This window comes from Acidobacteriaceae bacterium (assembly GCA_028283655.1).
Classification (GTDB): domain Bacteria; phylum Acidobacteriota; class Terriglobia; order Terriglobales; family Acidobacteriaceae; genus Granulicella.
This window is the reverse complement of record JAPWKE010000003.1, coordinates 1,231,886-1,251,049: the sequence shown is the minus strand read 5'-3', so window position 1 is coordinate 1,251,049 and position 19,164 is coordinate 1,231,886. Positions and strand designations below refer to the sequence as shown.

Genomic DNA, 19,164 nt, shown 5'->3' with positions numbered 1-19,164 from the left:
CCTATGCGCGATGTTTTCACCAGAATTGCTTTCCGGATCATGCCGTTTCTGATCTTGCTCTATGTTGTCGCCTTCCTGGACCGCGTCAACGTGGGTTTTGCTGCGTTAACGATGAACCGCGATCTACATCTAGCCGATAGCGCATTTGGTCTTGGGGCAGGCATTTTTTTCATCGGCTATTTCCTCTGTGAAGTGCCCAGTAATCTAATGCTCAAACGCTTCGGAGCAAGGGTCTGGATCGCACGGATCATGATTACCTGGGGTGCCTTATCGATAGCGATGGCTTTCGCAAGAGGCCCACTGTCTTACATAACGCTCAGAGCACTACTTGGCGCAGCGGAAGCCGGATTTTTCCCCGGGATCATCTTGTATCTCAGTGTCTGGTTGCCACCCTCTCGCCGTGCTGGACTTATTTCGCTTTTCATCGTGGGTATCCCGTTAGCGAATGTGATTGGCGCGCCCTTATCGACGACGCTTCTCCAGCATCAATGGGGAACATCATTGCACTCCTGGCAATGGCTTTTTATTCTTGAAGGTATTCCGGCAATTCTTCTCGGCGGTCTCACTCTGATTGTTCTCACGGAATCTCCGGATGACGCGGAGTGGCTTAGCCGAGAGGAGAAGAGGATCATTCTCCGTGCTCAGCTCGCTGAGGCGCCTGTGGAGAGCACTCAGCCCCTCAGCTGGCGATCTCTTGTCTCGAAAAGGTTTCTGGCGCTCACCGCCATCTACTTCTTCTTGATGATGGGGCTGTATGGTCTCGGGTTCTGGCTTCCAAAACTGGCACAGTCGCAAGGAATGGGACTCGCAAGCATCGGGTGGCTTTCCGCAGCCTCCTACGGCGTCGGTGGAGCGGCAGCAGTTGGGTGGTCGTTTCACTCAGACGCTACGGCCGAGCGAAAGTGGCATCTCTTGATTTCATTTCTCGCTGCAGCCTTGGGGCAGTTCGGGGCGTCCTACAGCCATTCCAAGCCTCTGCTCATCGGCGCGTTTGCCATTTCCGCATTTGGGATATTCTCGGCCATGCCCATGTTTTGGGCTGTCGTTACAAAAGATTTTGGCGGTCAGCTGGCAGCGGTTGCCATTGCGCTGATCAATTCGTTAGGAAACCTGGGTGGTTTCGCGGGACCGTCTTTGATCGGTTGGCTCACCGAACGAACGGGAGGTTTCACCGCGCCATTGTGCAGTATCGGCATTCTGCTCCTGGCCGCAGGCGGTATCGCGATGTTTTTCGTTGGGAAAGTCCGGCCGGTTGTCCAGGAAAGAGTGATGGAATGCTAAGTCAACACAGCTCATCGAGCAGAACCGCTGAAAACCATTCGGTAGTCCTGGCAAACCTGAGAGCGCAGCTTCTAAGTTTGTTCAATGAGTCGATGAGACGAATCGACATCACCAATGTCATGACACACGCCATGACCGTACTTGGAGGCGTCCTCCATATTGGCAAGCTTTCCTACTCGCTTGTCGAACGGCGCAAGGTTGTCATCATAGCTGTCGGCAAGGCCGCGATTCCTATGTGTCGAGTAGCCGCAATTATTATTCAAGCCGGTCTGCACGAAGGGCAGGAAATAGAAGGCATTGCTGTTGGTCCAGGTAACCCGGATGGCTTACCCGACTTCATTCAACATTTTGTCGGAGGACATCCGTTACCGAATGACGCCTCGCGCGAGGCCGCGGAGACAGCACTTAGCTTGCTGCAGCCTCTTCAAGAAGACGATCTTGTGCTCTTCTTGATCAGCGGTGGAGCATCATCGATGCTCGAAGCTCCCTTATCTCCTCAAATATCTAACAAGCAAGTGAATGAGTTCTATCGCGCTCTCGTTTACTCAGGTCTTCCGATCACGTCCATGAACACGCTTCGTAAGCACTTCTCGAAGGTAAAGGGCGGACGCCTCGCGTTCACTGCGTCACCGGCAACGCAATGCACCCTTGTGGTGAGTGACGTCCCTGACAGTGCGCTGGATATGGTCGGCTCCGGCCTTTCACTACCCGATCCTTCGACCGTCGCGGACTGCAGGAAAATTCTCTCTAAGCACTCCGTCGCCGATTCTCTCAGCCGTGAGGTTCAAAACTACTTCATGGACCAGAACCTTCACGAAACGCCGTTCAGTACGGATTCGGTATTCAAGAACTCCAAGCATCTTTGCTTGCTTTCGAATAAGACTCTCCTGGAACAGGTACAGAGTCTCGCCCGTCAAGCCGGTTTTCATTGTGAGATAGACAATACCTGCGATGATTGGCATTACCAAGACGCTGCGACCTACTTGCTTGAACGCCTCCGGACGCTGCGAAAGGCACACAAGAGGGTCTGTCTCATTTCTGGCGGAGAACTCTCCGTGAAGCTGACAGAACCAAGCGGTTTAGGCGGCAGGAACCAACACTTCGCCCTTCACTGCGCACTGAACCTTATGGAAACAGACACGCAAGTGGCTTTGCTCAGTGCCGGCTCAGACGGCGTCGACGGAAACAGTCCGGCGGCAGGAGCCCTCGTCGATTCGACCACACTCGATCGTGCGCGGAAACTCGAACTAGATCCATTTAAAGCACTGCGGGAGTTCGATAGCTATTCGTTCTTTGAGGCGCTCGGTGACTCGATCGTTACTGGCCCCACAGGCAATAACGTTCGCGATTTGCGTATGTTTCTGAGTTGCAAATAAGCAACTGAGCATTTTCTTAGCGGTTTAGTGGATGTCCGAGAGCGAAAGCGACCCGCAGGCCGTCTCTTCGGAGGCGGCCTTGCTACGTCTGAAGCTTCCATCGAGCGCTATGACGCGTCGAGCAAAGCCTACGCTGCTTCGCATCGGAAGTAATACCGCAGAATGAGAGTTGGAAAGCACGTAGGTAAACCAACATCTTGCGAAGTGGAATCAGCGAATCCCGACGAGCTTATGCGTCTGCAGACTCAACCGCCACTGCGGGTTCTCCATGCAGAAACGCACGGCCGCATCGCGATTCGCCGCAGCTTCCGGCCCATCCATCGGCTGGATGAAGAAGTTGCGAAAGCCCATGCCGGAGTACACGCGCGGGTCGGTCTCCTGCGGATAGACCAGCTTGATCTCATCTCCGCCCATCACTTTCAGCGTGGCATTCGCCTTCGGACTCACGCACACCCAATCCACACCTTCGGGGACATCGACCGTGCCATTGGTCTCGATCGCGATGGAGAAACCCTCTGCGTGCAGCGCCTCAATAGCTTCGCGATTGAGTTGTAGCAGCGGTTCGCCGCCCGTGCAGACCACCAGCTTCCGCCCCGGAACATTCTGCGGCCACTTCGCGGCAACTGCCGCAGCCAGCTCTGCGCCATTGGCAAATTTGCCGCCACCGTCACCATCCGTGCCGATAAAATCCGTGTCGCAAAACTGGCACGTTGCCGTCGCACGATCCTGCTCGCGTCCGCTCCACAGATTGCATCCGCTGAACCGGCAGAAGACTGCGGCCGATCCGGCCTGCGCGCCTTCACCCTGCAGCGTGTAAAACATCTCTTTGACTGCGTACGCCATCGTTATGCGCTCCGGTACCGCGTCGGATCAGCCACACCCGCCTCGACAAAGCCCTTGCGGCGCAGATGGCACGCATCGCACTCACCGCAGGCCTCGCCCGTTGGCGAAGGATCGTAGCAGGTGATCGTCATGGTGTAGTCCACGCCCAAAGCCATTCCGGCTTCGACAATATCCTTCTTCGTCATCGAGATTAGCGGCGCATGAATCTTGATCTGGCGGCCTTCTGTACCAATCTTCGTCGCCAGGTTCGCCATCCGCTCAAACGCCTCGATGTACTCCGGCCGGCAGTCAGGGTAGCCGCTGTAATCCAGAGCGTTTACGCCGACAAAAATATCGGTCGCCTGCAGCACCTCGACCCACGCCAGCGCCAGCGACAGAAACACCGTGTTCCGCGCGGGAACATACGTGTTTGGCACGCCATGCCCAATCGCTTCGTCCGAGCGATTCTTCGGCACCGCTTCTTCCGTCGTCAGCGACGATCCACCGAACGTCCGCAGGTCGACCTTCACGGTCTTATGTTCGGCGACCCCAAGCGTGGCTGCCACGCGCGCGGCAGATTCCAGCTCCACGCGATGGTTCTGCCCATAATCGAAGCTCAGCGCATACACCGTATAGCCCAGGTTCTTGGCAATCGCCACAACCGTTGTCGAGTCCAGCCCGCCGCTGAGCAGTACAACCGCTTTTTGTTCTGCGTTCAAACCCATAAATCCTCAACTATCAGTGTATCGCCGCCTCTCGTACACTGGAACAGATGCAGATCTTCAAGGAATTTACGTTTGAGGCCGCGCACCGCCTGCCCAACGTCCCGGCGGGGCACAAATGCGCCCGTCTTCACGGTCACTCGTTCCGCGTGGAACTCCACGTCAGCGGTCCGCTCGACCCGCACACCGGCTGGGTCATGGACTTTGCCGAAATCAAAACCCACTGGAAGCCGCTCCACGAGCAGCTTGACCACTTCTATCTCAACGACATCCCCGGGCTTGAAAATCCGACCAGCGAAGTCCTCAGCCGCTGGATATGGCAGCAGCTCAAGCCCACACTTCCGGGCCTGAGCCGCATTGTTGTCCGTGAAACCTGCACCGCTGGTTCTGTCTACGAAGGCGACTAGCGGGCCTGCTCCAGCGCCCACTTCGCCAGGTCTTTGGCTGCCGTAAAGTTCGGATACTCCGGCGGCAGCTTCTGCCCATCCGTGTACTCGTTGTAGAGCCACGGATCGACAACGGCATACACCGTGCCTTTGCCCACATGAGCTACGGCCATCAGCACATCACCCTTGTCCGTCAAAACAGCTTTTCCCGGGCCGGAAGGGGCAATCGTGCAGATTTCTTTCATGTACGCCTGAATCGCAGCAGGGAAGATGCCACCCGTTCCTGCCGGAATCTCCACGCGCCCCTGCTCGTAATGGTGGCCTTCCACGGTGTTGCGCAACACCGGGTTGAAGTGCACCCCAAAGCGATCAGCCAGCGTGTTGAACTTCTCGAACTCGGCGTTGGTCTTGTCGTTCTGCATCAGCAGCAGCACGCCACCGGCCTTCACCCAGGCCTCAATCGCGTCTCCGCTGGACTTGTCCATGTAATGTGGGTTCGGGTTCTTCGACGGGATGTCCGGCGAGGCGATCACATACACGCTCACACCCTTCAGATTTGCCGCCGTAGGCGCAGCCGCTATCGTCTCCAGCTTCGCACCCTCACGCTGAAAAGCTCGCCCGAAGAACGAAAAGCCTGAGTTCCGCTGATCGTCCCACTTGTAGTGGAAGAGCTCGGTCTTGCCGTCAAGCCCCGTTCGCGTCTGCGAGTTGAACCAGGCGTCGACTGCCACACGTTTGCCCCGTGCAGAGAGAGCGGTTTCGCTCTGCGCGATCTCCGTTGCTGCCAGCAGGCGTGCGCTCGCTGGTGCGCTCATTGGAACCTTCGCCCACAGCTTCACCGCACGAGCCTCATCGCTCGCGGGCAAAAAGCCAAGCCGCGCGCCCTTCGCCAGCGCGTACACGCGCAGAGCGTCGAGCGGGTCAGCCGTCTTCGCCAGATCGTTCAATTCTTTTCGCGCAGCCGCATCCTCGGGCGTGCGCTCAAGCAGGTCGACAAGGTGAGCCATGTGGGCATCCGCGCTCATCTTCACCATCGGCTTGGGCTGCTTCTGCAACTCGGCCAGGGCGTCGTTATACTTCTTCGTCGCCAGCACTTCGTCCACGACAACCGCAGCTTCTAACGGAGCCTGTCCGCGCTCGACTGCATCCTGTACGGCTTTGAAGTAGCGGCCATCTGCCGTCTCATGCCACGCGGCAAGCAGCGCAACCGCGTCATAGCCGCTCACCGGCTTCGACACCATACCCTCGGCCAGCATTCGAACCTCTGCCTGGGCCTGCTTGGCTGGCGTCTGCGCCTGCACGAAGCAGGGCATCGCCACCACCGACACGCACGCCAACGCCAGGGCCGCGCGCATTAGAGCAACTCCGCTGCAGCTACCGGATCCATGTCGTCGTAGCGTTGATTCTCGCCACCCATGCCCCAGCAGAAGCCGTACGCCTGCATGCCAACGCCCGAGTGAATCGACCAACCCGGCGAGATCGCAATCTCGCGGTTCTTCATCATCAGGTGACGCGTCTCCTGCGGCGGACCCATCAGGTGAACGATCTGGCCCTTCGGATCGACGTCGAAGTACAGATAAATCTCCGAGCGCCGCATGTGCGTATGCGACGGCATCGTGTTCCAGTTGGATCCGCTCTCGAGCAACGTAAAGCCCATCACAAGCTGGCAGCTTCGAATGCCTTCCAGATGAATCGCCTTGTAAATCGATCGCGCGTTACACGTCTCCGCAGAGCCCAGCTTCACCGGCGTCAGTTCGGCAAACTTCGCCAGCGTCGTCGGATACTCCTTGTGCGCCAGATAGCTCAGCAGGTAGAACGCCGCAGGCTCTGCCGCGTTCTCGCTCGCAAACACCACGCTCTTCGCGCCACGCGAAACATACAGCGTGTCCAGCTTGCTCAGCTCGTACACCGTGCCATCCACGGTCACGCTACCTGCGCCGCCCACGTTCAGCACGCCCAGCTCACGGCGTTCGCAGAAAAACTCGCTGCGCAGCTCAGGATAAGTCTCCAGCGTCAGCGGAGCACTTGTCGGCACAGCTCCACCCAGCACCGTGCGATCCAGGTCGACGTACGCCAGCGTAAGGGCTCCGGGCACAAACGCCTCTTCTACCAGAAACGTCTCGCGCAACTCTGCAGTCGTCATGCGCTGAAAGCGCACAGCATCGGCCATCTGAAAAAGCTTCATCTCTTGTCCCGTTCTCTCTGTTGTTACTGCTTGATCTTGATCACGTAGTACACCGAAAACTTGCCCGGAGCCACGATCGTCTGGTGTGGCGTTCCAGCAGCAACCTGCACGATGTCTCCCTTATGCACCACCACTGAGGTTCCACCAACAACGGCGGTGCCACGATGCTCGCCGTCGCCCTTCACCGTCTCATCGCTCAGGTGTCCACCCGTCACAACGGTTGCTTCGCCATCGAGCACCACGAAGATGTCTGCCCAATGCTCATGAAGCTCACCACCGCCCGACTTCGTGCGGGCATTGATCATCATGAAGTGCGTCGGATACTTCTCCAGCGTCACCGACACCGAACCCGAATCGCTCTTAGCCGCCTGCTCCAGCAGCTCCGTCGACTGTTTCTTCAACTCCGGCGGAGTCGACACATGGAAACCATCCGTACTCATCGGCTGTCCAGCCTGCGGAGCCTTTTGAGCTGCTGCTGCCACGGTTGCGGCCAGCAGAACCCCTGCTACGAGCATCTTCTTCATCGTGAACACCTCGACAGACACTATAGCTGTCTGACCACTACTCTGGCTCTAATGAGCGTGCTTCTTTGTCCCGACCATCCGGTCCACTTGCGATCCAGCCAGCAAAAACGCGCCCGTTCCGTACACATAGCTGGAGCTTGTCTCGAACTGTCCCGGAGCAAACCCTATGGGCTGCACACATCCCAGCCGACCGCTGGCATACACATGCTTCAGAAGTCCCGCCCAGCCTTTTTCAACAACAGGCTTGTACGTCTTCGCATCCAGAACCCCTGCATTCACGCCCCATGCCATCGCATAGACGAAAAACCCTGATGCCGAAGTCTCCGGCAGCGCATACGCCTCCTGGTCAAGCAACCCGGTGCGCCACAAACCATCGCTCATCTGCAGTCCTGCAATCCGTGCGGACATCTCGCGAAACAGCTTCTCGTACTTCGGTCGCAGGGGATCGTTCTTCGGTAAAGCCTGCAGCACGTTTGCTGTACCTGCCAACACCCAGCCATTCCCACGCGCCCAGTACACAGGCTTGCCATTCTTTTCCTTCGTACTCAACGTGCGTGCGTCGCGGGTGAACAGGTGATCGTCCGTGTTGTAGAAGTGGGCCTGCGTCAGCGCCCACTCGCGATCCATCGCCACCTTGTACTTGGGGTCATCGGTGATGCGGGACATCTCGGCCAACCCAGCTGGAGCCATGTAGAGCGAATCCGCCCACCACCAAAGCTCCTTCTCCGGCTTGTCCTGATACACCACGATCTGATCGAACCTTGAGCGGGCCTCTGCAATCCGCACGTCGTCGTGCTTCTCGTGCCATAGCAACTCGTATGCCTGCGCAATTGCCTCATCATCGGCGTGCAGAGGGCGATTGTTCCAGAGCTTCCACTGGAACTCTTCCGACTTGCTCAGCACGACATCGTGATAACGACTGTCCTTCGTCGTCTCACTCGCAGCCAGCAGCCCAAGATACAGCGGAGCATACGTCCAGTCCTGGTTCCACTTGCCTTCGCTCTGCTTCAACTGCCAGTCCGCGACCAGCTTCATCGCGCGCTGCACATCAGCGTGGTTCAGCTTTGAAGAAAGCTTCGCCGGGCCGCTCGCATCTGCATCCTGATCGCCCGCCGCTGCCGCAATAGCGAGCGCGGTCATCGGCTTCGCTGGAAGCGTCTCCTGCGCAAACACCGGCACACTCACCGTCGCCAGCAATACCGTACCCATCCATTTCATCGTCTTCATGCCGTACCTCCTGCAAGCAAAAGAAACGCAGGCGCCACGCCTGCCACCACGGCGCTAAACTGCGCCGCACCATCCAGCTTTACCGAAATCTGTGCGCGTCCATTCTGCAACTGCACGGCTCGCGATCCATCGGGCGTTCCCACGTTGTCAATCAACTTCGCTTCGCCTGCAACGGCAAAACGAATCTGCGCGCGCGAATCAAGACACAACACGCCATCCGCGTCGACTAACTCAGCCTTCACCGTAGCCGCATTCACGCGCGTCAGCATCACCTTTGCAGGCTTGCCCCAGGCACGCGTCTCATAGCGAAACGTAACGCTGTCCGTCAGCTCTCTGCCTGCAACACGCGTAACAGCCTTCACCGTATTCTCGCCTTCGCGGAACGCGATACTCCAACGCAGCCCGGCACAAGGGAAGTCCTTGCTGTCGCGTGTCCGCTTGCCTGCAGACACACCATTCACAAACAGCTCAACCTCGCTGCAGTTGGAGTACACCCGCACCATGCGCTCCTGCCCAACCTTGCCCCAGCGCACCGGCCAGTTGTGCCCAAACACCCGCAGCATCGGCTCCTTCGCCCAGTACGACTGGAAGACGTAATAGCCTTCCTTCGGCGTCATATCGCGCAGCAGCAAGCCCTTCTGGTTCACGCGCGGCACCGGATTCTCCGGCCGCAGTGGCGTTGAGAAATCTTTAAAGCACCACTGCAACGTACCCGCCAGCCAGTTCGTTTCCTCTGCAGTCTTCAGGTACCAGTCGAACAGGTCGCACGCATACGTTTCCGTCCACGTCCCATCGCGAGACACACGCGCGTCACCGCCGGTCAGCTTGTAGTCGAAGCCTTTCTCCGCTGTGCTCTTGCCCGTCAAAATATGCTTCAGCACCGGATCAGGATCTTCCGCGTTACGCCCTGCATGGTTGTCCGCGCCCCACTCCACATGCATCAGGTGCTTCACCGTTGGCCGAGCCTTCTCCAACGCCGCGGCATACTCCGGATAAATCCCGCTGTACCATCCCGCCCAGATCGACGGCGAGTACACATCAGGAATGTCCTTCGCAAAATCGCAGCGACGATAGCCCGTCATCCGCGTCGGATCAAGCTTGTGCGAAAGGTCTCGCAACTCCGTCATGTACTCGCGGATCGCGGCATGGTCGCTGCCATTCAACTCCGTCGGCCAGTCGTCCTCATTGCCCAGCCCCCAGATCAGCGCACTCGGATGATTCCGGTGTTGATCGATCATGTCGCGCAGCATCCCGCGCCCAAGCTCCTTGAAGCACTCATCGCCCACACCCGAGCGGCACCAGGGCACCTCTTCCCAGACAAAGATTCCCAGCTCATCGCAAAGCTCCAGCACCAGCCGTCGTTGCTGGTAATGCGCCAGCCGAACAATGTTCGCCCCCATGGCCTTCATCATCTGGAACTCGCGGCGAATCTCCTCTGCTGGCAAGGCTGCTGCATAGTTCGAGCCATCCTCGTGCCGCTGCGTGCCTTTCAGCAGTAGCCGCTCACCGTTTAGAAAGAATGGCCCGTGGTCTTCAAACCGTGTATGACGAACACCAAACTTATGCTCAACCTTTGTCTCATCGGCACCCCCACGAAGGACTAACTGGCAGCGATACAGCTTAGGCGACTGTGGCGTCCACAGCTCCGGCTTCGGTAGCGGAAAGCTCGCAATCGCTTCTTCGCCTTTCCATGCCGCGCGGCTCACGTTCTTCTCTGCTACCAGCCGTCCACCCGGACCAAGGATACGTGCCGTCAGCGACAGTTCACCCGCCACAGGATGCGCCGCATAAAGCCGAGCGGTCACCTCAACCGTCGCATCCTTACCCGGCTCCCACGTCACATTCGTATGCACCGCATCCAGCGAAACCGCAGGCACATACACCAGGTGCACCGGACGATACACGCCGCCATACAACGTAAAGTCGCTCAGGTCAGAAGGCATGCGCTGAACGTCGCGCCCATTCGAACACTTGATCGACAGCGGCAACGCCTCGCCGGCTTTGAGTCGCTTGCAGGACTCCGTCACATCCACAACCCACTCGGCATATCCACCAACATGCGTCGTGACATGCTCGCCGCCAACCCACACTTCGGCCGTCTGTCCTGCACCTTCAAAGTGCAGCAGAGTGCGTCCGTCCTGATACGGGTTCATCACCGCAACCTTGCTGCGATACCACCCATCGCCGCGATACGCAGGCACGTCCGGATCGCAAGCGTCGTAGGCGTTGAAGCAATGCGGCAACGAAACCTGCTCCCACGTCAGCAGCTCTTCGCTATGCCACGGCTGATAGCGACCATCGAGCGGCCCGCGATAAAACTCCCATCCCGTAGCAAGCTCGCGATGAGTCGCCTCACTGTTCAGACGCTCTTCCGCCAGCAGGGAAGCCCATCCCTTGGTGGCACAAACCGTACCTGCAAACACTCCACTCTTCAAGAACGCTCGACGATCCATTTCACTCCTCGCACTTCAAAATATCGCGTTGAAGCGCTTTTCATCAGTTGGCATCGTCTTTTTGTCATAAAAACGAACGCGGGCAAGCATACCGTACACTTCGTTTGTTTGTTTGATCGATAGCTGCTCGCTTTGAGGGGTTTCATGGACCGCCGCCACTTCTGTTTCGCTCTCGGCTCTACCGCCTGGCTTTGCTCTGTAGGAGCATCGGCCTCTCCGCGCCACGCAACTGTTGACGTTGCCTCTCTCGATCGCAAATGGGTCCTCGCTGCAGCGAACAAATACCTTCTCGAAGAACCCCGCACCGTCACGGCAGCCTCGTCGCCACGCTCCACCGGTGGCCCGCATGACTTCTTCTCCGAAGGCGACTACTGGTGGCCCGATCCCAGGAATCCCGACGGCCCCTACATCCGCCGCGACGGCTTCTCAAACCCGGACAACTTCACAGGCCACCGCGAACTCCTGCTCCGCTTCAGTGTGCAGATGCCCGCTCTCACCTCCGCCTGGCTGCTGACGAAGGACAAGCGCTACGCCGAAAAAGCAGCCGCACATCTTCGTGCATGGTTTGTTTCTCCCGCCACGCGCATGAACCCGAACCTGCAGTACGCCCAGGCGATTCGCGGCGTAACCCCCGGCCGCGGTATCGGCATTATTGACACCCTGCACCTCGTCGAAGTCGCTCGCGCCACGCAGTTCCTTACCAACTCTGGCGCGCTGTCGTCCGCAGACATCGCCAGCATTCACAGCTGGTTTGCTGACTACCTGACCTGGATGTCCACCTCAAAAAACGGACAGGACGAGCGCGATCAGAAAAACAACCACGGCTCCTGCTGGATCGCGCAGTATGCGGCCTTCTCGCAACTCATAGCCGACGAGCAACGCCTCGCCTGGTGCCGCGAGCGCTTCCGCAGCGTGCTCGTTCCAGACCAGATCGCCCCTGACGGCCGACTACCGCTCGAACTCGCCCGGACCAAGCCCTACAGCTACGCGCTCTTTGACCTCGACGTCCTCAGCACCATCTGCCAGCTCTGCTCCACACCCACCGATAATCTGTGGCGCTTTGAGACCCCCGACGGTCGCGGCATCGCCAAAGCGGTGGCGTTCATGGAGCCGTTTATTCGCGACAAATCCAGGTGGCCCTTCGCCAAAGACGTCGAGTTCTTTGACGATCTTCCCAACCGCCAACCTGCTCTGCTCTTCGCAGGCCTCGCCCTCCAGAAACGCGAGTACCTCCGCCTCTGGAAGACCCTCAACCCACAGCCGACCGTGCCGGAGATCGTCCGCAACTTTCCCATCCGCCAGCCTCTGCTTTGGGTGAACAAGCCCTCTCCCCAAAGCCTGTCCTCGCGGGTAAAATAAACCCCGTCATGGCATTCCCGAAACGTACCTGCACCGTCTGCGAAGAAGAGTTCGAGCTCCGCCCTAACCATCCCGGTTACGCCAACCGCTGCATCCAGTGCAACGAACCGGAGGACGACGATAAGGGCAGTGTTGCCGGTGCTTCGTCCTTCGAAGGCAAGCGCGAAGCCGACGCCGCCCGCCGTCAGGCCATCAAGGACATGCTTTATCCCGGCAAATAGCCTCGATCAAGCTCTCGCCTCAGCTAAAATCAAGGTTGGACTCTCGTCTGGAAACTGCCAGCGCAGACCGCTTTGAATTCCAGACTGAAACCCGCCGCGCTCTGAACATAGCGCAAACATGCGGGGAGGGGCAGAGACTCTCATGAAGACCTTCTACATCGAAACCTTTGGCTGCCAGATGAACGCGCACGACTCCGAAAAAGTCGTCGGCACACTCGAGCGCGAAGGCTATCAGCGTGTCACCGATGAGACCGACGCCGGTCTCATCCTCTACAACACCTGCTCGATCCGCGACAAAGCCGAGCAGAAGGTCTTTCATCGCCTGAACGAGTACAAGCGCATGCAGGGCGAAGGCAAGAAGTTCGCCGTCATCGGCTGCGTAGCCCAGCAGGAAGGCCACAAGATCTTCGAGCGCGCGCCCTACGTCTCGCTCGTTGCCGGCTCAGCCTCGTACCGCAATCTGCCCGACATGCTCGCCCGCCTGGAAGCAGGCGAGACCCGCATCACCGGCCTTGACGACCGTCAGACCGACGAGACCTTCGACACCGAGTTCACCGCTCGCTCGAACCCGCATCGCGGCTACATCACCATCATCGAAGGCTGCGACAAGTTCTGCGCCTACTGCGTCGTTCCGTACACGCGTGGCAAGGAGCGCTCGCGCACCTCGGCCTCTGTGCTCGCAGAAGCGCAACGCATCGCCGGTCTCGGCTACACGGAAATCCAGCTCCTCGGCCAGAACGTAAACAGCTACCAGGACCCCAGCAGCAAGCGCAGCTTCGCCGAGCTCCTCGTCGCAGTAGGCGAGATCAACGGCATCGAGCGCGTCCGCTTCACCACCTCGCACCCGCGGGACTTCACCAAAGACATCGTCGACGCCATCGACGCGACACCGTCGCTCTGCAACCACATCCATCTCCCTGTGCAATCGGGTTCGACGAACGTGCTGCGCGCCATGCAGCGCGAGTACACGCGCGACTGGTACCTCGAGCGCATCTCCTGGGCGCACAACGCGAAGCGCGATATGTCGCTCACCTCTGACATCATCGTCGGTTTCCCCGGCGAGACCGACGCAGACTTCGAAGACACCATCACCCTGCTCGAAGCCGTGAAGTACGACGGCATCTTCGGCTTCAAGTACTCGCCGCGCCCCAACACGCCTGCGATTCACATGCACGACTCCATCGCGGAGGAAGTCAAAATCCAGCGTCTCGCGATCCTGAACCAGCGCCAGCGCGAGATCCAGCGTGAGCACTACGCACGCCACATGGACACCATCGAGCGCGTCATGGTCGAACAAGGGCTCAACCCTCGAGGCCAGGTGACCGGTCGTTCCATGCAGAACAAGACCATCAACTTCACCTGCGACACCGTCCCGCCCATCGGAAGCTACATCGACGTTCGCATCACGCAGATCTTTCCCAGCTCGCTCGCTGGCGAAGCCGTCTCGCAGGCCGTTGCGCCCTCCTCGTCGCTGCTTGCCCAGCAGGCGCTCAATGCGCGCGTCACGGTCGTTCAATAGCCACACCGGATGGGCGTAAACTAAGCGCCATGCATCTTCCCGGCTTCAAACCCGAGTCTGAAAGCGTCGTCGCCGACGAACTGGAAGTGGAAGTTCGTATCCGTGGCCTCATGATGGATCCGTCTTCCAAAATGCCCATCGTGGTGCTGAACGACCTTGCGGGCGAGACGGTGCTGCCCATCTGGGTCGGCCTGCTCGAAGCAAACGCCATCGCGATCGAGATCGAGAAGGCCACCATGCCTCGACCAATGACGCATGATCTCCTGCGCAGCACCATCGCGGGGCTCAACGCCCGCGTCACGCGCGTCGTCGTGGCGGACCTTCGCGACGATACTTTCTATGCCACCGTGTGGATGGAGCAGGCAGGAGACCCTATCGCCGTAGACGCGAGGCCTTCAGACGCGATCGCTCTGGCCCTCCGCGCAGACTGCCCGATCTTCGTCAGCAAATCCGTAATGGACCATGCGCGACAGGCTGCAGACAACGCTCTCGGAGTGCAGTCTCCGGAAGACGTTCGCCGCTGGCTCGAAGACCTTAACGACGACGAGCTCGGCGATTACAAGATGTAATCGGACCGAGCTCGTGAATCGTTTCAGAGTTCGCGTTAGCGAACAGCAAGTTCATCCAAATAGGTAAAGAACTCGGGGAACGAAACCGCTGCGGCTTCAGCTCCGCGAATCTCCGTTTCACCCTCCGCACGCAGTGCCGCGATAGAAAACGCCATCGTGATGCGGTGGTCGAGGCCTGAATCGATCACTCCGCCGCGCAGCTTCTGGCCGCCGGGGATGTCCATCCCGTCCTCATGTTCCACCACTTCCGCGCCCATCGCACGCAGGTTTTTGACGACCAGCGCGATACGGTCAGACTCCTTCACACGCAGCTCCTTGGCATCGCGAATCTTCATGCCCGTGTCCGTGTAAGGTGCGATCGCTGCGAGCGCAGGAATCTCGTCGATCAGCGAAGCCGCAAGGCCGCCGCTGATGTCCGTTCCCTTGAGCGTACGGCCGCGGTTCACTTGAATCGTTCCAACCATCTCGCCAAGCTGCTCTTCCACTTCGAGCACCTTCACCGTCCCACCCATCGCCGCAATCACATCCAGCAGCGTCGCGCGCGTGGGATTCATCCCAACGGCATCGAGCACGAGATTGGAGTCCTCAAACAGCAGGGCTGCGCAGAGAAAGAACGCAGCGGAAGACATATCGCCCGGAACCTTTGCATCGACGGCCTTCAGCTTCTGTCCGCCGCGAATCCGCAGACGACCATCAACCCGCTCCAGCTCTGCGCCAAACGCCCGCAGAGCATGCTCGGAGTGGTCGCGTGTGCGAACCGCTTCGGCGATAGAGGTCACGCCCTCTGCCTGCAGTCCGGCAAACAACACCGCAGTTTTTACCTGGGCGCTCGCGATAGGCGATTCAAAGTCCAGGGCCTTCAGAGTTGCGCCGTGAATCGTCATCGGAGCGTGACCGTCGGTGAGGTCGATCTTCGCGCCCATCAACTCCAGCGGCTTGCGAATGCGCTCCATCGGGCGGATGGTCAGCGAATCATCGCCGATGAAGGTGTAATCGCCCGGTTGTGCCGCAACCAGTCCGGCGAGCATACGCATCGTCGATCCGGAGTTGCCGCAATCAAGCGGCTGCCGAGGCTGCAGGAACTTGCCCGCCACACCCGTCACTTCCACTTCGTTCTTCAGAACCGACACCGTCGCACCCAGCGCGGCCATGCAGTTCAGCGAGCTGTGGGGATCGGCGCCCGTGGAGAAGTTCGAGATCTTGGACGTACCCTCAGCAAAGCCCGCGAGCATCGCATAGCGGTGCGAAATGGACTTATCGCCGGGCAACAACAACGAGCCGCGCAAACTCCGCGCAGGCGCAATAACTTTGGTCAACGGTTCATTCGAGGAAGACATGTCTTTCTATCGTAACCCCGCTACCGGTTGAGACACTCTTTGCTGCTGAAACAGGGGAGAAGCTGTTGGCCCAAACGAAAAAAGCGTGCGACTCAAGGTGAGTCGCACGCTTCGTTCTACGGCAATTTAGTGTCCCGGAGGATTCTCCGGCATGATGCGGATATCTTCCACGCCACGGTAGCGTTCGGCAAAGTCCATGCCGTAGCCGATAACGAAGCGGTTAGGGATTGAGAAGCAAACAAAGTCGGCTTCGATCGGCACCAGGCGGCGTTCGGGCTTGTCCAGGCAGGTAGCGATCTTCAGCGAAGCAGGCTTGTGCTGAAGCATCATCTGGCGCAGGAAGCTGAGCGTGAGACCGGTGTCGAGAATGTCTTCGACGATGATGACGTGCTTTCCTTCGATCGGATTGTCGAGATCTTTGATCAGCTTGACGGCGCCGGACGAGACGCGCGCGCGGCCGTAGCTGGAGACAGCGACAAAATCGAAGGTGTTATCGACCTTGATGGAACGAGCAAGGTCGGCAAGGAAGATCGCTGCGCCTTTAAGGACGCCGATCAGGACAATGGATTGGCCAGCATACTCCTGCGAAATCTGGTCGCCGATCGCTTTGACGCGTGCGGCAATCTCTTCGCGGGAAAAGAGGATATCCATGGTTTCAGGGTTGACAAATTCGGGCACTGCAGAAGCCATGTGGAGAGGGTAGCTCAACCTGAGGCCCCATGCTGAGGAAAATGCAGCTCCGTTCGATCTCCGTTGCAGTGTTTCGCAACAGGAGCTGCCCCTATACTCAAAGACGATATGTATCCGTTCATCAATATCGGTTCCTTCCACCTGGGAACCTTCGGTCTTCTGCTGTGGCTGGCGGCTGTCTGCGCCACCTGGGTTCTCCATCGCAACTTCGTCCGCAATGGTATCGACGCCGATGCGTTGAACATCGTCGCATTTGCGGTCGTCGCCGGAATCATTGGCGCGAAGGCGTGGCACGAACTGCAGAATCCGTCGATGATCGGCCCTGCTTTGCATGCAGAGACTGTGCGCGCCGGCGGCAACGTTTTCCTGGGCTTCCTGCACTGGTTTCAAGCTGGATTCGCCTGGTTTGGCGGCCTTTTGGCTGCTATCGCCGTGCTGGTCTGGCAAGGTGTGGCTGTGCGCCCGAATGGTTTGCGCGGTGGCCGTGCTGCTCTGCGGATGCTTGATCTCGCTGCACCTGCTGCCGCCATCGGTTATGGCGTCGGCCGCATCGGCTGCCTGACCTCAGGCGATGGTGACTACGGGAAGCCAACGACGCTGCCGTGGGGTGTCCATATGCGTCCGGACGCGCTGGTCCCAACGGACAAGCTCGTTCAACCCACGCCGATCTATGAGTTCCTCTTCGCCGTTGTCCTGGGTCTGTGGCTTTGGAAGCGCGGCAGCAAGCCGGTTCCGCTCGGCTTCCTCACCGGAGAATACCTTCTGCTCACGGGCGTCGGCCGCTTCCTGGTGGAGTTCGAGCGCATCAACCCCCGCCTCTATCTCGGTATGTCCAATGCGCAGGTCGCAGCACTGGGCAGCGTGGTTGTCGGAGCTCTGCTGATGTTCGCAACGCGCAATGGCACCAAGGCAGAGGTTGTATCCGTGCCGGTCGACAACGCCGTTCGCAATTAATGGTTGCCTTATTCCTCTAGTACATCTACCGTTTCGCATGCCACATTTTGGGCATCGCAACTCGGACAAAGATGCACTATCGTCACTTAGGTACTGTTACCTGTAGTGGAAGAGGGCTAATCATGAAACGTTTCACATGCGGCGATGTTGTTCCTGGGTGTACGTCGGTATTTACAGCGGCGGATGAAAAAGGGATCTTCCAACAGGTAGCTGCTCATGCTGCTGCGGATCATGGAATAAACGAAGTACCTGCATCGCTCGTCGAGCAGGTGCGTGCCAAGATCTACGACATCAGCGAGGTTCAATAATGCTGACCGGTTCGAGTGCTTCTTCCTCGAACCAGGGATCGGTAGTTCCGCTTGCAACGATGATGGATTTGATCCTTTCCGGCGCCTGGCGCGTGGATACGGTTCTTCAACCCATCATCGATCTGCAACGCGGAACCACCACGGGGTACGAGGCTCTTGCTCGTTTCCCCAAGGAGACAGGCATGTCTCCAGACCGCGTGCTTCGTGCTGCGGAGCAACTCGGCTGCCGCGAAGCTTTGGAACTCTTGCTTGTTCGAGGCGCTTTGTCGCTACGTGAGCAACTGCCTGAGAACTGCTTTCTCTCGATCAATGTGAGCCCTACCTTCATGCTCTCTGAGGCCTGGGGAAAGGCTGTCTATGACACCGGTGGCCTTGACCGCGTCGTCATTGAAATCACCGAAGAGCATGTGATTGAGGACTATTCGGCTATCCGGCGCGAGATCCACAGTGTGCGCCAGATAGGTGGAACCATTGCGATCGACGATACGGGCGCTGGTTATGCGAGCCTCAAGCACATCATGGAACTGCGGCCGGACTTCATCAAACTTGATCGTCTCTTTGTGAACGGCTGTCATCTCGATCCCGCAAAGCGGCAGATGATCGAGTTGCTGGGAGACACGGCCGATCGTCTGGATTCCTGGGTGGTGGCCGAGGGGATTGAGACGGAAGGTGAGTTGCGCGAGATTGTGCGACTCGGCATTCCGCTGGGGCAGGGGTACTTCCTTGGACGCCCTTCGCCACAGATGAACGCCTTGACGCCCGAATGTGTGGCACTGCTGCGCTCTCAGAAGAAAGTCGCTCTTGCCGGAGCAAGCCTGGCGCAGTATGCAGAGGCTTGCGAAACAGCAACCTCGCTTACGTTGGCCCACGGTCTCCTGCTCAAGGAAGAAGCGTTTTCCGTCATCGTTGTGCTCGATAACTGGAGCCGACCGGTTGATATGGTGGAGCGTCATGCGTTGGTTGGACTGCGATCCCTGCAGGGTTTGACCCGGGTGCAAGCCAGCAGTACAGCGTCGGAAGTGCTGACACGGATGCTGAATCGCTCGGCGAGTGAGCGTTTTGATCCTGTTGCGGTTGTCGACGAGCGGGGCTTGTTTCAAGGGATTCTTCGTGTGGAACGGCTGGCTGAAGTCGTGATGCAGGAAGCTTCGCTGCACTCCTTGCCTAGCGCCAGCGTATCGGCGGCCTAAAGAATTTCCCAAAGAACTGAAAAGAAAGGCATACTCCTGAG

The 19,164-nt window shown here is 58.6% G+C and carries 19 protein-coding genes; 10 read left to right on the top strand and 9 right to left on the bottom strand.

The genetic code is table 11. The features are described 5' to 3' along the window. Window positions 1-3 precede the first annotated feature (3 nt). Window positions 4-1,281 carry an MFS transporter gene (locus PW792_08110; GenBank protein MDE1161897.1) on the top strand — a complete coding sequence of 426 codons (1,278 nt, stop codon included), beginning with the start codon at window positions 4-6 and terminating at the stop codon, window positions 1,279-1,281. Next, window positions 1,275-2,657, top strand: coding sequence for a DUF4147 domain-containing protein (locus PW792_08105; GenBank protein MDE1161896.1), 1,383 nt, complete (start codon window positions 1,275-1,277; stop codon window positions 2,655-2,657). The genes PW792_08110 and PW792_08105 overlap by 7 nt, the downstream gene beginning before the upstream one ends. Window positions 2,658-2,867: 210 nt before the next feature. On the opposite strand, the gene queE is transcribed toward PW792_08105, so the two are convergent. Together queE and queC are read right to left on the bottom strand one after the other, a co-directional pair. Then, complete coding sequence (queE, locus tag PW792_08100; GenBank protein ID MDE1161895.1) at window positions 2,868-3,500, bottom strand: 7-carboxy-7-deazaguanine synthase; 633 nt, start codon at window positions 3,498-3,500, stop codon at window positions 2,868-2,870. Window positions 3,501-3,502: 2 nt separating this feature from the next. Beyond that, window positions 3,503-4,204, bottom strand: a complete 702-nt coding sequence (gene queC / locus PW792_08095; GenBank protein MDE1161894.1) for a 7-cyano-7-deazaguanine synthase QueC — start codon at window positions 4,202-4,204, stop codon at window positions 3,503-3,505. 47 nt (window positions 4,205-4,251) lie between these two features. Here queC and queD point away from each other — a divergent pair, with 47 nt between their 5' ends. After that, window positions 4,252-4,608, top strand: a complete 357-nt coding sequence (gene queD / locus PW792_08090; protein MDE1161893.1) for a 6-carboxytetrahydropterin synthase QueD — start codon at window positions 4,252-4,254, stop codon at window positions 4,606-4,608. On the opposite strand, the gene PW792_08085 is transcribed toward queD, so the two are convergent. From PW792_08085 to PW792_08065, 5 genes are read right to left on the bottom strand one after another with little or no spacing between them, the layout of a single operon-like run. Next, window positions 4,605-5,942 (bottom strand): hypothetical protein, encoded by a 1,338-nt coding sequence (locus tag PW792_08085; protein MDE1161892.1) that lies wholly within the window; start codon window positions 5,940-5,942, stop codon window positions 4,605-4,607. The two genes, queD and PW792_08085, sit on opposite strands and share 4 nt — an antisense overlap. Next, the gene (gene kduI, locus PW792_08080; protein ID MDE1161891.1) at window positions 5,942-6,772 is read right to left on the bottom strand and encodes a 5-dehydro-4-deoxy-D-glucuronate isomerase; all 831 of its coding nucleotides are present in this window, start codon (window positions 6,770-6,772) and stop codon (window positions 5,942-5,944) included. The genes PW792_08085 and kduI overlap by 1 nt, the downstream gene beginning before the upstream one ends. Window positions 6,773-6,795: 23 nt before the next feature. Continuing rightward, a complete protein-coding gene (locus PW792_08075; protein ID MDE1161890.1) occupies window positions 6,796-7,296 on the bottom strand; it encodes a hypothetical protein in 501 nt (166 codons plus the stop codon). A gap of 48 nt (window positions 7,297-7,344) precedes the next feature. Beyond that, complete coding sequence (locus PW792_08070) at window positions 7,345-8,523, bottom strand: glycoside hydrolase family 88 protein (GenBank protein ID MDE1161889.1); 1,179 nt, start codon at window positions 8,521-8,523, stop codon at window positions 7,345-7,347. Beyond that, entirely contained in the window at window positions 8,520-10,976 is a 2,457-nt protein-coding gene (locus PW792_08065) for a glycoside hydrolase family 2 TIM barrel-domain containing protein (GenBank protein MDE1161888.1), read from the bottom strand. Before PW792_08065 ends, PW792_08070 begins: the two co-directional genes overlap by 4 nt. A 144-nt stretch (window positions 10,977-11,120) precedes the next feature. Between PW792_08065 and PW792_08060 the strand changes: the two genes are divergently transcribed. The 4 genes from PW792_08060 (at window position 11,121) to PW792_08045 (ending at window position 14,644) form a co-directional block, all read left to right on the top strand. Next, window positions 11,121-12,335: an alginate lyase family protein gene (locus PW792_08060; protein ID MDE1161887.1), complete on the top strand. Its 1,215-nt coding sequence runs from the start codon at window positions 11,121-11,123 to the stop codon at window positions 12,333-12,335. 8 nt (window positions 12,336-12,343) lie between these two features. Further along, window positions 12,344-12,556 (top strand): hypothetical protein, encoded by a 213-nt coding sequence (locus PW792_08055; protein ID MDE1161886.1) that lies wholly within the window; start codon window positions 12,344-12,346, stop codon window positions 12,554-12,556. A gap of 142 nt (window positions 12,557-12,698) precedes the next feature. After that, entirely contained in the window at window positions 12,699-14,075 is a 1,377-nt protein-coding gene (gene miaB, locus PW792_08050) for a tRNA (N6-isopentenyl adenosine(37)-C2)-methylthiotransferase MiaB (protein ID MDE1161885.1), read from the top strand. Between the two features lie 29 nt (window positions 14,076-14,104). Continuing rightward, the gene (locus PW792_08045) at window positions 14,105-14,644 is read left to right on the top strand and encodes a bifunctional nuclease family protein (protein MDE1161884.1); all 540 of its coding nucleotides are present in this window, start codon (window positions 14,105-14,107) and stop codon (window positions 14,642-14,644) included. 35 nt (window positions 14,645-14,679) lie between these two features. Here the strand turns inward: PW792_08045 and aroA are convergent, their stop codons facing one another. Then, window positions 14,680-15,981, bottom strand: coding sequence for a 3-phosphoshikimate 1-carboxyvinyltransferase (aroA, locus tag PW792_08040; protein MDE1161883.1), 1,302 nt, complete (start codon window positions 15,979-15,981; stop codon window positions 14,680-14,682). Window positions 15,982-16,107: 126 nt separating this feature from the next. Then, window positions 16,108-16,671 carry a hypoxanthine phosphoribosyltransferase gene (hpt, locus tag PW792_08035; protein MDE1161882.1) on the bottom strand — a complete coding sequence of 188 codons (564 nt, stop codon included), beginning with the start codon at window positions 16,669-16,671 and terminating at the stop codon, window positions 16,108-16,110. Between the two features lie 108 nt (window positions 16,672-16,779). On the opposite strand from hpt, the gene PW792_08030 reads away from it, so the two are divergent. The 3 genes from PW792_08030 to PW792_08020 all read left to right on the top strand — a co-directional run bounded on the left by PW792_08030 (window position 16,780) and on the right by PW792_08020 (window position 19,123). Further along, window positions 16,780-17,625, top strand: a complete 846-nt coding sequence (locus PW792_08030; GenBank protein MDE1161881.1) for a prolipoprotein diacylglyceryl transferase — start codon at window positions 16,780-16,782, stop codon at window positions 17,623-17,625. Between the two features lie 122 nt (window positions 17,626-17,747). After that, entirely contained in the window at window positions 17,748-17,933 is a 186-nt protein-coding gene (locus PW792_08025) for a DUF1059 domain-containing protein (GenBank protein MDE1161880.1), read from the top strand. Further along, window positions 17,933-19,123: an EAL domain-containing protein gene (locus tag PW792_08020; GenBank protein MDE1161879.1), complete on the top strand. Its 1,191-nt coding sequence runs from the start codon at window positions 17,933-17,935 to the stop codon at window positions 19,121-19,123. Before PW792_08025 ends, PW792_08020 begins: the two co-directional genes overlap by 1 nt. Window positions 19,124-19,164 lie beyond the last annotated feature (41 nt).

Bases quoted from the DNA above. Each gene is read 5' to 3' on its own strand.
- PW792_08110 (MDE1161897.1), top strand. From the start codon at position 4: ATGCGCGATGTTTTCACCAGAATTGCTTTCCGGATCATGCCGTTTCTG.
- PW792_08105 (MDE1161896.1), top strand. From the start codon at position 1,275: ATGCTAAGTCAACACAGCTCATCGAGCAGAACCGCTGAAAACCATTCG.
- queE (MDE1161895.1), bottom strand. From the start codon at position 3,500: ATGGCGTACGCAGTCAAAGAGATGTTTTACACGCTGCAGGGTGAAGGC.
- queC (MDE1161894.1), bottom strand. From the start codon at position 4,204: ATGGGTTTGAACGCAGAACAAAAAGCGGTTGTACTGCTCAGCGGCGGG.
- queD (MDE1161893.1), top strand. From the start codon at position 4,252: ATGCAGATCTTCAAGGAATTTACGTTTGAGGCCGCGCACCGCCTGCCC.
- PW792_08085 (MDE1161892.1), bottom strand. From the start codon at position 5,942: ATGCGCGCGGCCCTGGCGTTGGCGTGCGTGTCGGTGGTGGCGATGCCC.
- kduI (MDE1161891.1), bottom strand. From the start codon at position 6,772: ATGAAGCTTTTTCAGATGGCCGATGCTGTGCGCTTTCAGCGCATGACG.
- PW792_08075 (MDE1161890.1), bottom strand. From the start codon at position 7,296: ATGAAGAAGATGCTCGTAGCAGGGGTTCTGCTGGCCGCAACCGTGGCA.
- PW792_08070 (MDE1161889.1), bottom strand. From the start codon at position 8,523: ATGAAGACGATGAAATGGATGGGTACGGTATTGCTGGCGACGGTGAGT.
- PW792_08065 (MDE1161888.1), bottom strand. From the start codon at position 10,976: ATGGATCGTCGAGCGTTCTTGAAGAGTGGAGTGTTTGCAGGTACGGTT.
- PW792_08060 (MDE1161887.1), top strand. From the start codon at position 11,121: ATGGACCGCCGCCACTTCTGTTTCGCTCTCGGCTCTACCGCCTGGCTT.
- PW792_08055 (MDE1161886.1), top strand. From the start codon at position 12,344: ATGGCATTCCCGAAACGTACCTGCACCGTCTGCGAAGAAGAGTTCGAG.
- miaB (MDE1161885.1), top strand. From the start codon at position 12,699: ATGAAGACCTTCTACATCGAAACCTTTGGCTGCCAGATGAACGCGCAC.
- PW792_08045 (MDE1161884.1), top strand. From the start codon at position 14,105: ATGCATCTTCCCGGCTTCAAACCCGAGTCTGAAAGCGTCGTCGCCGAC.
- aroA (MDE1161883.1), bottom strand. From the start codon at position 15,981: ATGTCTTCCTCGAATGAACCGTTGACCAAAGTTATTGCGCCTGCGCGG.
- hpt (MDE1161882.1), bottom strand. From the start codon at position 16,671: ATGGCTTCTGCAGTGCCCGAATTTGTCAACCCTGAAACCATGGATATC.
- PW792_08030 (MDE1161881.1), top strand. From the start codon at position 16,780: ATGTATCCGTTCATCAATATCGGTTCCTTCCACCTGGGAACCTTCGGT.
- PW792_08025 (MDE1161880.1), top strand. From the start codon at position 17,748: ATGAAACGTTTCACATGCGGCGATGTTGTTCCTGGGTGTACGTCGGTA.
- PW792_08020 (MDE1161879.1), top strand. From the start codon at position 17,933: ATGCTGACCGGTTCGAGTGCTTCTTCCTCGAACCAGGGATCGGTAGTT.